The 12,043-nt window shown below is 60.9% G+C and carries 11 protein-coding genes and 1 pseudogene; 4 read left to right on the forward strand and 8 right to left on the reverse strand.

What is annotated here, in order from left to right:
* Position 1: 1 nt before the first annotated feature.
* The 8 genes from FSO04_RS21540 to FSO04_RS21575 form a co-directional block, all read right to left on the reverse strand.
* Positions 2–727, reverse strand: a complete 726-nt coding sequence (locus FSO04_RS21540; RefSeq protein WP_054034977.1) for a TetR/AcrR family transcriptional regulator — start codon at positions 725–727, stop codon at positions 2–4.
* Positions 728–958: 231 nt separating this feature from the next.
* Positions 959–1,594: a diacylglycerol kinase gene (locus FSO04_RS21545; RefSeq protein ID WP_154562265.1), complete on the reverse strand. Its 636-nt coding sequence runs from the start codon at positions 1,592–1,594 to the stop codon at positions 959–961.
* A gap of 20 nt (positions 1,595–1,614) precedes the next feature.
* On the reverse strand, positions 1,615–2,646 hold the full coding sequence (locus FSO04_RS21550; RefSeq protein ID WP_154562267.1) for a glycosyltransferase family 4 protein: 1,032 nt from the start codon (positions 2,644–2,646) through the stop codon (positions 1,615–1,617).
* 30 nt (positions 2,647–2,676) lie between these two features.
* Complete coding sequence (locus FSO04_RS21555; RefSeq protein ID WP_154562269.1) at positions 2,677–3,618, reverse strand: UDP-2,3-diacylglucosamine diphosphatase; 942 nt, start codon at positions 3,616–3,618, stop codon at positions 2,677–2,679.
* A gap of 190 nt (positions 3,619–3,808) precedes the next feature.
* On the reverse strand, positions 3,809–4,330 hold the full coding sequence (locus FSO04_RS21560; protein ID WP_168435776.1) for an RDD family protein: 522 nt from the start codon (positions 4,328–4,330) through the stop codon (positions 3,809–3,811).
* 13 nt (positions 4,331–4,343) lie between these two features.
* On the reverse strand, positions 4,344–5,102 hold the full coding sequence (locus FSO04_RS21565; protein ID WP_168435777.1) for a DUF3106 domain-containing protein: 759 nt from the start codon (positions 5,100–5,102) through the stop codon (positions 4,344–4,346).
* A gap of 16 nt (positions 5,103–5,118) precedes the next feature.
* A complete protein-coding gene (locus FSO04_RS21570; RefSeq protein ID WP_154562273.1) occupies positions 5,119–5,547 on the reverse strand; it encodes a DUF3619 family protein in 429 nt (142 codons plus the stop codon).
* Positions 5,544–6,107, reverse strand: coding sequence for an RNA polymerase sigma factor (locus tag FSO04_RS21575; RefSeq protein WP_054034971.1), 564 nt, complete (start codon positions 6,105–6,107; stop codon positions 5,544–5,546). Before FSO04_RS21575 ends, FSO04_RS21570 begins: the two co-directional genes overlap by 4 nt.
* Before the next feature lie 364 nt (positions 6,108–6,471).
* On the opposite strand from FSO04_RS21575, the gene FSO04_RS21580 reads away from it, so the two are divergent.
* The 4 genes and pseudogenes from FSO04_RS21580 to FSO04_RS21595 form a co-directional block, all read left to right on the forward strand.
* Positions 6,472–8,235 carry an acetolactate synthase 3 catalytic subunit gene (locus FSO04_RS21580; RefSeq protein ID WP_154562275.1) on the forward strand — a complete coding sequence of 588 codons (1,764 nt, stop codon included), beginning with the start codon at positions 6,472–6,474 and terminating at the stop codon, positions 8,233–8,235.
* A 112-nt stretch (positions 8,236–8,347) separates the two neighbouring features.
* Complete coding sequence (gene ilvN / locus FSO04_RS21585) at positions 8,348–8,839, forward strand: acetolactate synthase small subunit (RefSeq protein WP_011487482.1); 492 nt, start codon at positions 8,348–8,350, stop codon at positions 8,837–8,839.
* Positions 8,840–9,014: 175 nt separating this feature from the next.
* A complete protein-coding gene (gene ilvC / locus FSO04_RS21590; protein WP_063495284.1) occupies positions 9,015–10,031 on the forward strand; it encodes a ketol-acid reductoisomerase in 1,017 nt (338 codons plus the stop codon).
* 1,171 nt (positions 10,032–11,202) lie between these two features.
* Positions 11,203–11,943, forward strand: a pseudogene (locus FSO04_RS21595) (reverse transcriptase N-terminal domain-containing protein); the annotation flags it as partial.
* Positions 11,944–12,043: the final 100 nt, after the last annotated feature.

A 12,043-nucleotide genomic window follows, 5' to 3' on the forward strand; every position in this document is an offset into this window, starting at 1 on the left:
CTCAAACGTCCTTCGGTTCGTTGCGGGGCGCGGCGCCTTCTTTCGGCGGCAGGTAGTCATAGAACTCGCGCTTGGGCAGCTTGCCCGAGACGAGGTCGTCGAAAATCTGCCGCGAGCGGCCGCGCAGATAAGGCGCCATGAGCGAGACGATCTGCACGCTCACCTGATGCAGTTCCGCGCGAATCGTTTCCTGCTCGTTGTACTTGCGCGGATTCATCACGAACTGATACGACAGCCAGTACGTGCCGATTACGCCGACGTTGGTGGCGATCACGTGCAGTTCTTCGGGCGTGGCGACCATTTCGCCGTCGGCCACGAGTTGCTCGCAGAACTGGCTTGCAAAGCGCACCTTGTGGCTGATGATCTGCTTGAAGTGCGTCTCGAGCGTGCGGTTGCGCGCCAGCAGATCGTTCAGGTCGCGATACAGGAAACGATAGCGCCAGGTGAAATCGACCATGTACTGCAGGTACGACCACATCTCGTCGATCGTCGCGCGGTGGTCGTCGGGAAAGCGCAGACGCTTTTCGATCTCCTGCTCGAACTGGCTGAAAATGCTGTTGATGATGTCGTCTTTGTTGCGGAAGTGGTAGTACAGGTTGCCTGGACTGATTTCCATTTCCTCGGCGATCGTCGTCGTCGTGACGTTCGGCTCGCCGATCTCGTTGAACAGCTTCAACGATAGTTCGAGTATCCGTTCGCGGGTGCGGCGGGGAGGTTTGGCTTCCATGTCGTCCGGCCCTGGTTACGCCGGGCTGGGCGCGTGGCGGCTTGCCGCTCTAGCGTGATCCACCCGGACGTGGTTGGTATTTTGATTGAGCGCCTCAGCGGTTTCCCGTAAGACTGTCGGACGATTATAAACCGACCGTTCTTATACCAAACGGATACTCAGGGTTTTCATTCTTTGGGACGCCGGGAAAGGGCGTCAGGCGGTGCTTCGGGGTGAATTCCATAGCCGCGCTCAGAACCACGCTTTGACCCAATGCACGAGGAGCGGCCCGACGATCAGTCCCCACGTCATCACGCACATGCCGAGCGCGACCATGACCGCAGCGCTGCCGAGGTCCTTGGCACGGCGCGACAACTCGTGGCGCTCAAGCGAAATCCGGTCGATGGCCGCCTCGACGCTCGAATTCAGCAATTCGACGATCAGCACCAGCAGTACCGAGCCGAGCAGCAACACGCGCGACACGGGATCGACGGGCACCAGCACGCCGCACGGAATCAGAATTGCGGCGAGCGTGAGCTCCTGGCGAAACGCGCTTTCCTCGCGGATCGCCACGCGAAACCCGGCCAGCGAATTTTTCATCGCGTGCCACGCGCGGGTCACGCCGCGATTGCCCTTGTACGGATTGAAGGGGAGCGGCGCGAATGGATCGTCGGGGCTGAGCGGTTCGTTGTGCGGCTCGCTCTCGGGGTTCGAGAGACCCCCAAGGCTTGCACCGTTCATGCCGTGAAAACCATTCGCGTGATCGACATGATTCGGCATGCCGTGCTCGCTCACATCGTCGAACGGTTCGATGCCGGCGGCTTCGGTGTCGACAGCGCGCAGCGCGCCTTTCGACGCGCGTGCGGCGGTGGAGTTTCGGGTTCGCATAAACGGCTCGGCGCGTCGCTTCACGCGGCGGCGCTTTCCTCGCTATACGACGTGCGCGGCAGCGGCTTCAGGTGCGCCGCGAACTGCTCGGACGCGGCTGCCCACGAGAAGCGTTCGGCCCACGCGCGCGCATGGCTGCGCTCGATCTTCAGCGCTTCGAGGCAAGCCTCGCGCAAGTCCTCATGCATGGCGCCCGCGCCGCCGTCGCCGAGCACGTCGATCGGGCCGGTCACCGGATACGCCGCGACCGGCGTGCCGCAGGCCAGCGCTTCGAGCAGCACGAGTCCGAAGGTATCGGTGCGGCTCGGGAACACGAATACGTCGGCGGCCGCGTAGACCTTGGCCAGTTCGGCTTGCGTCAGCACGCCCAGGTAATTCGCTTGCGGATAGCGCGATTTCAGTTCGGCGAGCGCCGGGCCTTCGCCGGCCACCCACTTCGAGCCGGGCAGATCGAGCTTGAGAAACGCCTCGACGTTCTTCTCGACGGCTACACGTCCCACGTACAGAAAGATCGGCCGCGCGGTGTTGAGAACCTTCGAGTCCATCTGGTGAAAGATGTCGAGGTCGACGCCGCGAGTCCACAACACCACGTTGGTGAAGCCGAATTTTTCGAGGTCAGCCTTGACCACGGGCGTGGGCGCCATCACCGCCAGAGACGGCTTGTGGAACCAGTGCAGAAACTTGTAGGTGGCCGCGATCGGAATGCCGAAACGCGCCTGCACGTATTCGGGAAAGCGCGTGTGATAAGCGGTCGTGAACGGCAGCTTGTGCTTGATCGCATAGGAGCGTGCGGCCATGCCGAGTGGGCCTTCGGTGGCGATGTGCAGCGCGTCGGGCGCGAATTCGTCAATGCGTTGATGGAGCTTGCGACGCGGCAGCAGCGACAGGCGAATCTCCGGATAGGTCGGGCACGGAATCGTCTTGAATTCGAGCGGCGTCAGCAGATCGACCTGGTGGCCGAGCGTGGTGAGTTCGCGCGTGGTGTTCTTCAGCGTGCGCACGACGCCATTGACCTGCGGTTCCCATGCATCGGTGACGATCATGATCTTCATCGGTTTCGGCCCAATAGAAGTGGAGAGGGACTACGCGGTCGCCCGGGCCTTTTGCACGCCGACTTCCGGTGCGCGCATCACGGTCCAGTAGATCACCTTGAGTTCGCCTTCATACGTCTCGACGAGTGCCGACAGGCTTTCGACCCAATCGCCGTCGTTGCAATACAGCACGCCGTCGATGTCGCGGATTTCGGCTTTGTGGATGTGCCCGCAGACCACGCCGTCGCAACCGCGGCGGCGTGCTTCGTCGGTCATCACGCGCTCGAAGGACGAAATGAAATTCACTGCGTTCTTCACCTGATGCTTCAGGTATTGCGACAGCGACCAGTACGGAAAGCCGAGTCGGCTGCGGATCCGGTTGAACCAGCGGTTCAGGATCAGGATCATCGTGTAGAGCGTGTCGCCGAGATAGGCGAGCCACTTCGCGTGCTGGATCACGCCGTCGAACAGATCGCCGTGCACGATCCACAGGCGCTTGCCGGCGAGCGTCGTGTGGAAGGCTTCGCCGCGCACGTGGATGTCGCCGAAAGCGAGGTCGCAGAACTGTCGCGCGGCTTCGTCATGATTGCCCGGCACGTAGATGACCTGGGTGCCTTTGCGTGCTTTGCGCAGCACCTTCTGCACGACGTCGTTGTGCGCCTGCGGCCAGTACCAGCCTTTTTTCAACTGCCAGCCGTCGATGATGTCGCCCACGAGGTACAGGTATTCCGACTCGTTGTGACGCAGGAAGTCGAGGAGATACGGCGCCTGACAACCGCTTGAGCCGAGGTGGATGTCGGACAGCCAGATGGTGCGATAGCGGTGTGGTTCAGCGTGGTCGTCGTCGTGATGGCCGGCTTGTGCGTCGAGCGGCAGCGACGGCACAGGCAACGGCAAGCCGTGGCTAGGGTTGGGTTCCGGGCGGAACGCGACAGGGTCGACGCTCGGGCCGGTCTGGCGGAACAGGGAAGTCGCGGACGTTTTGGGGTCCATGGCTCACGCGTCGAGTTGCGGTGCCCGTATTGCGCCAGTCGCGCGTGACCGTGCCGTGACAGTCACGAGAAGTTCTTATTACTGTGTCGGGAGAAGGGGGTGCAGACCAGGGCTGCGGCGAGCGGCAACCGCAGTCAAGCGAACGCGAACCGCGGACGCGGCGGGGTGAATTGCGAGGCGGCCAGTTTGCTCAGTGTGCGACGCTAATGACGCGGGTACCGGCGAGGCGGTCGTGCAGGAATTGACGCTGCGAATCGAAGCGGCCGATGGCGGCCCACAGTACGAACCAGATCGCGGCGATCACCAGCGTCTGCGGCACGGCGAGGCCCAGCAACGGATGCAGCGCGAGCGGCGGCAAAAACCACAGCCACGCCAGTACGTAACGAACGATCGCCCGGCCCGTGGACAGCGGCGCGCCGTTAGCGGCGACGACGCGCAGGCGCCAGGTCTTCATCGGCAGCGTCTGGCCGCTATGGGTCCAGAACCAGACGAAATACAGACCAACCACGAGGCCGATCCACACTGCGAGCAGGTTGTGATGGGTGAGACCGTTGCGCTGCTGAGTCAACGTGCTGAACAGATAGCCGGCGATGAACACGACGCCGAACAGGATCACGGCTTCGTAGAGCAGCGCGGCGAGGCGCCGGCGAACGGTAGGCGCGGTGCCGGATGATTTGGCGGGCAGTGTCGAGGTGGCGAGCGGTTGGGACACAGTGGGGCGCGGATCAGGAGCCGTTGAAGATCGACGGCGCCTCGGCCGGCGAAACCGGCACCGGCGTGGCGGGCACGAAGCTGCCCGCAGCCGGAATCGCCGGCGTAACGGCCGGGCTCGGCAATGCAGCGGCAGCCGCGGCACTCGCCGCTGCGGCGCCGCTCGCGCCATGCTCGCGGGCATTGACCAGACGGTCCAGGCCCTTGATCTCGGACTTGCCGGACGGCGGCGCGCTTACGACGCTCGGTCGCCGCTTACGCTCGCTCGCGGCGAGTCGCTCCTTCTGCTCTTCCGGCAATTGCTGATAAGTCTTCCATGCGTTCTGGCGGGTTTCGCGCGGCAACTCCTTCGACACCTGGTAGTTCTCGCGTGCAACGCGCCGCTGATCGGGTGTCATGCGCACCCATTCAGTCATTCGGTCATGCAGGCGTTTTTGTGCATCAGGCGATAACTTCGGATAACGCGCCGCGATCTTGATCCATTTTCGCTTGCGTTCGTCACTGAAGGAATCCCAGACGCCGGCGAACGGCGCGAGCGCAAGGTGTTCGGCCGAGTTCAGGCGCGACCACGCCATCGGGCTATTGTTGCCGGACAGGCCGGGCAGTTCGACGGCGAGCGTAGGCGCGGGTGTCTTGGCGGTTGCGTTGCCGCCTGCGGCAGGCGCATTGGCGGTCGACGGGCTCGGATAAAAGCGCGGATACGTCGCGGCAAACGACACCAGGGCCGCGATCGCGCATCCGAAAACAACGGCCAAGCCGCGCTTGTAACTCACCCGAAGAATCTCCCGCTCAGTGGGCGCGTGATAGGTACGCGTTGAAACCGTGATCGAGATAGGCATTGAGCGGCAAGTCGTCGCTAAGCATGGCTGCATCGATATCGGCGAGTTCGGCGGTGCGTTGCTGGTCTTCCCAGTAGGCGATGCCCACGAGGCTGACGACCAGCGCGACGAGCGGCCAGGCGAGCGCAAAGCGGCGCAGCGGCGAGCGGCGGCGCTGTGGCATCTCGACCTGCGGCATACCTGAGGGCATGCCGGCGCCGGCGAAGGCGGGTACGAACACCGGCGCGCTCACGGTCTCGGGCTTCTTGCGAGCGAGCGCGGCACGGCGCGCCACGGCGAGCCGGTCGACGGTGGCGGACGGGATACTGGCGGCGGTTTCGTCGAGCGCGCGGCGCACCTGGCGGGCGAACTCGAGTTCTTTGGTTTCTTGGGAGCTCATAGCGTGATTCCTTTAGCCTTGAGCGCTTGCGCCAGCGTGTGGGTGGCCCGCGAGCAGTGTGTTTTCACACTGCCTTCGGAGCAGCCCATCGCGGCGGCAGTCTCGGCGACATCCATATCTTCCCAATAACGCATGAGAAACGCCTCCCGTTGACGTGCCGGTAACTTTTGGATCTCGTCGTCGATTAACTGTAAGACCTGTTCGCGTTCGAGTTTCTGTTCGTTGCTTTCTGAGCCCGCTGAACCTTGCTGCGCCTCGAATGTTTCGAGTGGGTCGAATTCGTCGTCGTCGGCGTTGCCGAGCGAGGAGAACAGACTAACCCAAGTATTGCGCACTTTGGCACGACGGAAATAGTCGTGCATCGCATTCTGGAGAATACGCTGAAACAGGAGCGGAAGTTCGGCGGCCGGACGGTCGCCGTATTTTTCGGCGAGCTTGATCATCGCGTCCTGCACGATATCGAGCGAGGCGTCGTCGTCCCGCACGGCGTAGACCGTCTGCTTGAATGCGCGCCTTTCGACGCCCGCCAGAAAATCGGCGAGTTCCTTGTCTGATGCCATCCGTTTGGGGGTCGGCGCAGCGTGCGTGCGCGTAATCGGTCGAAAAATGTCGTAAAACTCGCGGATGCTAACAAACTTTCGCCCCGCTGGGGCGAAACCCGTCCTACCTTGTACCTCAATAGCGGGCTTTTCGGTCGTTTTTGACCATTATTAAGATTCAGGGGCAGGCCGCCAGGGCAATATTTGCTTGACCGCGCGAACATCTGCAGATATCTTCGCTGGTTCGCAACATAAGTGACTTGTCTCAATTGAGGTGTGGCCCAAGAAGCTCACCTGTCAACTGGACGCGCCGCTTGAACCCGAGCCACAAGCCCGGCAGAGAGCACCCGATCAATTTTTTGCCGAAAATTCGAAAGGTGAATAAATGAATATGCCCAGCGCGGAATTCTCCACGTCGGATACGACCCCCCATCCTGAAGCTGACTCTATCGGCGCCACCGTGCTCATGCGCGCTTTGGCCGACGAAGACGTCGAGTTTGTGTGGGGCTATCCCGGCGGCTCGGTACTCTACATTTACGACGAGCTGTACAAGCAGGACAAATTCCAGCACATCCTCGTGCGCCACGAACAAGCCGCAGTCCACGCCGCCGACGCCTATGCGCGTTCCACCGGCAAAGTGGGTGTGTGCCTCGTGACCTCCGGCCCCGGCGTCACCAATGCGGTGACCGGCATCGCCACGGCCTACATGGATTCGATCCCGATGGTGATCATCAGCGGCCAGGTGCCGACTGCTGCGATCGGTCAGGATGCGTTCCAGGAGTGCGATACGGTCGGCATCACGCGTCCCTGCGTGAAGCACAACTTCCTCGTGAAGGACGTGCGCGACCTCGCCGCTACCGTCAAGAAAGCTTTCTATATCGCCCGTACCGGCCGTCCCGGCCCGGTGCTGATCGACATTCCGAAAGACGTGTCGAAGATGCCGTGCCAGTACGAACCGCTCAAGACCGTTTCGCTGCGCTCGTACAACCCGGTCACGAAAGGTCACTCCGGCCAGATTCGCAAGGCTGTGGCCTTGTTGCTGTCGGCCAGGCGTCCGTATATCTACACCGGCGGCGGCATCATCCTCGCGGATGCATCGCGTGAGCTGAACCAGTTCGCCGATCTGCTCGGCTATCCCGTAACCAATACGTTGATGGGTCTGGGCGGCTACCGCGCGAGCGACAAGAAATTCCTCGGCATGCTCGGCATGCACGGCACGTACGAAGCCAACATGGCGATGCAGCACTGCGACGTGCTGATCGCGATCGGCGCACGCTTCGACGACCGTGTGATCGGCGATCCGGCGCACTTCGCATCGCGCCCGCGCAAGATCATCCATATCGACATCGATCCTTCTTCCATCTCCAAGCGCGTCAAGGTCGACATTCCGATCGTCGGCGACGTGAAGGAAGTGCTGAAGGAGCTGATCGAGCAGTTGCAAACGGCCGAGCATGGCCCGGACACCGCGGCGCTCGCCGACTGGTGGAAGGACATCGAAGCCTGGCGCGCCAAAGACTGCCTGAAGTTCGACCGCAAGAGCGACATCATCAAGCCGCAGTACGTGGTGGAAAAGGCGTGGGAACTGACCGACGGCAATGCCTTCGTGTGTTCCGACGTCGGCCAGCACCAGATGTGGGCCGCGCAGTTCTATCGCTTCAACAAGCCGCGCCGCTGGATCAATTCCGGTGGCCTCGGCACGATGGGCTTCGGCCTGCCGGCGGCGATGGGCGTGAAGATGGCGCACCCGGACGACGACGTGCTCTGTATCACGGGCGAAGGCTCGATCCAGATGTGTATCCAGGAACTCTCGACCTGCAAGCAGTACGAGACGCCCATCAAGATCATTTCGCTGAACAACCGCTATCTGGGCATGGTGCGCCAGTGGCAGCAGATCGAATACAGCAAGCGCTATTCGCATTCGTACATGGATGCGCTGCCGGATTTCGTGAAGCTCGCCGAAGCGTACGGCCACGTCGGCATGCGTATCGAACGCACGGCCGATGTCGAACCGGCGCTGAAGGAAGCGCTGCGTCTGAAAGATCGCACGGTGTTTCTCGATTTCCAGACCGATCCGACCGAAAACGTCTGGCCGATGGTCCAGGCCGGCAAGGGCATCACTGAGATGCTCATGGGTTCGGAAGATCTATAACGACGGTTTTTAGCGTCGGCTTCGTCATGCGCGCCTCCACAAAGGGCGAAGGCGGACGAAGCGGCGCGAAACCGCTCGCATACATCGACAAAACATCTGGAAGAAGCGAAACATGAGACACATTATTTCTGTCCTGCTGGAAAACGAACCGGGCGCGTTATCACGCGTGGTGGGGCTGTTCTCGGCACGCGGCTACAACATTGAAACCTTGACGGTGGCTCCGACCGAAGACCGTTCGCTGTCGCGCATGACCATCGTCTCCATTGGCTCGGACGACGTGATCGAACAGATCACGAAGCATCTGAACCGCCTGATCGAGGTGGTGAAAGTGGTCGACCTTACCGAGGGCGCCCACATCGAGCGTGAGCTGATGTTGATCAAGGTGAGGGCGGTCGGCAAGGAACGTGAGGAGATGAAACGGATGTCGGATATTTTCCGCGGCCGGATCATCGACGTCACAGAAAAGACCTACACGATCGAACTGACGGGCGCGAGCGACAAGCTCGATGCCTTCATCGAAGGGATCGACGCGACTGCGATTCTCGAAACCGTCCGTACGGGCAGTTCGGGTATCGGCCGCGGCGAGCGCATTCTGAAGGTTTGACGCGCGCGCTGAGTTACGGTTCGAAGTTGCGTTCGAAGTTGCGTTATCAACCGTCTCGATCGAAGCCGGGCAGTGCTAGTGTCTGAATCTGCACCTGTCCGGCCAGCAACACAAAACACACCATTCGCAGTATTTGTATTTCACTGATTTCACCGAATTTAGCCAAGGAACCGACATGAAAGTTTTCTACGACAAGGACGCCGACCTCTCCCTCATCAAGGGCAAGCAAGTCACCATCATCGGCTATGGCTCGCAAGGCCATGCTCACGCACTGAACCTGAGCGAAAGCGGCGTGAAGGTCACGGTCGGTCTGCGCAAGGGCGGCGCATCGTGGAGCAAGGCTGAGAACGCCGGCCTGCAAGTCAAGGAAGTGGCGGAAGCCGTCAAGGGCGCGGACGTCGTCATGATGCTGCTGCCGGACGAGCAGATCGCCGAAGTCTACGCAAAGGAAGTGCACGCCAATATCAAGCAAGGCGCAGCGCTCGCCTTCGCACACGGTTTCAACGTGCACTACGGTCAAGTGATCCCGCGCGCGGACCTCGACGTGATCATGATCGCGCCGAAGGCGCCGGGCCACACGGTTCGCGGTACGTACTCGCAAGGTGGCGGCGTGCCCCACCTGATCGCCGTTGCGCAAGACAAGTCGGGCGCAGCGCGTGACATCGCCCTGTCGTACGCAGCAGCGAACGGCGGCGGCCGTGCCGGTATCATCGAAACGAACTTCCGTGAAGAAACGGAAACCGACCTGTTCGGCGAACAAGCCGTGCTGTGCGGCGGTACGGTCGACCTGATCAAGGCCGGCTTCGAAACGCTGGTGGAAGCGGGCTACGCGCCGGAAATGGCGTACTTCGAGTGCCTGCACGAACTGAAGCTGATCGTCGACCTGATCTACGAAGGCGGCATCGCGAACATGAACTACTCGATCTCGAACAACGCCGAATACGGCGAGTACGTGACAGGTCCGCGTATCGTGACCGCTGAAACGAAGAAGGCGATGAAGGCAGTGCTGACGGACATTCAGACCGGCGAGTACGCAAAGAGCTTCATCATCGAAAACAAGGCCGGCGCACCGACGCTGCAATCGCGCCGCCGTCTGACGGCCGAGCACCAGATCGAAACGGTTGGTGCCAAGCTGCGTTCGATGATGCCGTGGATCGCCGCGAACAAGCTGGTCGACCAGTCGAAGAACTAAGAAGTCAGTTTTATCGCATCTGACCGGCGCGGCGCCTCGTCGCAGCAGCCGGTAATGCAAAAAGCCGTCCAAGGGTGCTGAACCCTGGGCGGCTTTTGCTATCCTACGGTTTTACGTGCGACACGCACGCTCGTGTCCGTCAGCCCCACGTTACGGGGCATCGACTAGAGGGTTATTGAGGAAGGTCTCGACTGGACTCACCATGCCCTCCGCAGGCGGCTCCCTTGTGAGCCGCACTTTAAGCAGTAGATGTGTCCTTAGGGGCACACCTTAGTAGTGAACACGGGACACGGTGCATTCCGCCGTCAACCGTATTGCATTGACCTGATTACCGTCAGGTCCCGCCCAGTCAGCGGCTTCATCTCCGCCGACAGGGCGGGGTGATGTTTGCAATTCCTGCGCCTCAGGGCAACGGAGTCGCTAAACGATACGAGCGAAAAGCTCGGTGTGTCATTGTTCGGCCTCGCTGGCTGCATTGGCGAGGGTAGTGAACCTGCTGTACGACCAGCAGTAGCCTAGGAAGACATGCGTCACTGGCAATGGTGGGGTGTGAAGCTCTTCTAACAATGTACCCCCCGGAAGTTCGGGCGGATGGTGGTTGCGAGATGACCATCCGGAGACTCCCAGCAGCAACGGGGTTGAGGGGCTAGGCTGGCTGATATGGTTAATGCAAGTGAACTGCTGATAAACCTCGTAAGTAGGACGGTGCCAAAGCTGCTGACAGGCATCAACCAAACAGGTGTGCGGTCGGATAACCCGCTGTAAATTCGGGTTACGTCGTCATCGGACCGCCGGGGAATAGGCAGAACCTAAGTCAGTCGTGTGACACGCCGGGAACGTGGTAAGCCTGTATGGTTGCCGGTCGTAGTTTGACTGGCAGGCGAACCGTGAGGGACGCTGTTGATTGTGCAGGTATGGGATGACGGAGAAAGCGAAAGCCGGTCTGTAATGGGTCGGATAGGGGTTGGAACATTACCCCACGCGAAAGCGGGCAGACTTCCGTCTGGTCTACCGTCGCAAGATGGCTGACTAACCCTTAGCTGGAAGATGATTGCTGTCGGGCTTCTGGACCGTCAGCATATGTTTTTAACCCCCTTGCGGGAGCAGATCGCTCCCGCAAGGGGCGATCTGTTCTTCGCTCGGGATTCACTTCTTCGAGTAGGAGAGCAGCATGAGAGTATCTGTCCGAAAGGACGGATCTGCGCTTTCCCACGCGCCGGACAACTGGTACGCCGTAGATTGGCGGCGGGTTGAACGGAACGTGAGAGGGATGCAGATTCGAATTGCGAAGGCGACGCGGGAAGGCAACTGGCGCAGGGGGAGAGCCCTGCAACGGATGTTGACCCGCACGTTGTCCGCAAAGCTGTATGCGGTACGACGTGTTACGCAGAATCAGGGTGCGCGAACGGCTGGAGTCGATCGCGAACTTTGGGACTCGCCTGAGAGCCGATGGCTTGCTGTCGGCAGGTTGAAGCGGCGTGGATATAAGCCTCTGCCTTTACGGAGAGTCTTTATCCCCAAGGCCAATGGAAAGGAGCGCCCTCTGGGCATTCCGACCATGCGGGACAGGGCGATGCAAGCCTTGTATCTGCTGGCCTTGGAGCCGGTGTCGGAATCGACGAGCGACCCGAACTCTTATGGGTTCAGGTTAAACCGCTCGACGGCTGACGCCATGTCACAGATATTCGTCGCCATGTCCCAGAAGGGCTCAGCCCGTTGGGTGCTGGAGGCGGATATCAAGGGATGCTTCGACCATATTAGCCATAACTGGTTGGAGACCCATGTCCTGATGGACAAGGAAATCCTCCGGAAATGGCTGAAAGCTGGCCTGATTTATAAGGGGCAGCTTCAGGCGACAGAGGCCGGTACGCCGCAAGGAGGGATCATAGCGCCACCAACAACAGAGCAAACTGCCGGATAAAATTGGGTCTGCGCATTTCAAGGGAGTGCCTGGCGCCGTGGTCCAGAAGCTGTTCCAAGGTTGATGTGGACCTCGTCCTTGAGACGGTCGC

This window comes from Paraburkholderia madseniana, assembly GCF_009690905.1.
Classification (GTDB): domain Bacteria; phylum Pseudomonadota; class Gammaproteobacteria; order Burkholderiales; family Burkholderiaceae; genus Paraburkholderia; species Paraburkholderia madseniana.

What these genes read in the sequence shown, in the direction of transcription:
- FSO04_RS21540 (WP_054034977.1), bottom strand. Translation starts at nt 727, where the DNA reads ATGGAAGCCAAACCTCCCCGCCGCACCCGCGAACGGATACTCGAACTA.
- FSO04_RS21545 (WP_154562265.1), bottom strand. Translation starts at nt 1,594, where the DNA reads ATGCGAACCCGAAACTCCACCGCCGCACGCGCGTCGAAAGGCGCGCTG.
- FSO04_RS21550 (WP_154562267.1), bottom strand. Translation starts at nt 2,646, where the DNA reads ATGAAGATCATGATCGTCACCGATGCATGGGAACCGCAGGTCAATGGC.
- FSO04_RS21555 (WP_154562269.1), bottom strand. Translation starts at nt 3,618, where the DNA reads ATGGACCCCAAAACGTCCGCGACTTCCCTGTTCCGCCAGACCGGCCCG.
- FSO04_RS21570 (WP_154562273.1), bottom strand. Translation starts at nt 5,547, where the DNA reads ATGAGCTCCCAAGAAACCAAAGAACTCGAGTTCGCCCGCCAGGTGCGC.
- FSO04_RS21575 (WP_054034971.1), bottom strand. Translation starts at nt 6,107, where the DNA reads ATGGCATCAGACAAGGAACTCGCCGATTTTCTGGCGGGCGTCGAAAGG.
- FSO04_RS21580 (WP_154562275.1), top strand. Translation starts at nt 6,472, where the DNA reads ATGAATATGCCCAGCGCGGAATTCTCCACGTCGGATACGACCCCCCAT.
- ilvN (WP_011487482.1), top strand. Translation starts at nt 8,348, where the DNA reads ATGAGACACATTATTTCTGTCCTGCTGGAAAACGAACCGGGCGCGTTA.
- ilvC (WP_063495284.1), top strand. Translation starts at nt 9,015, where the DNA reads ATGAAAGTTTTCTACGACAAGGACGCCGACCTCTCCCTCATCAAGGGC.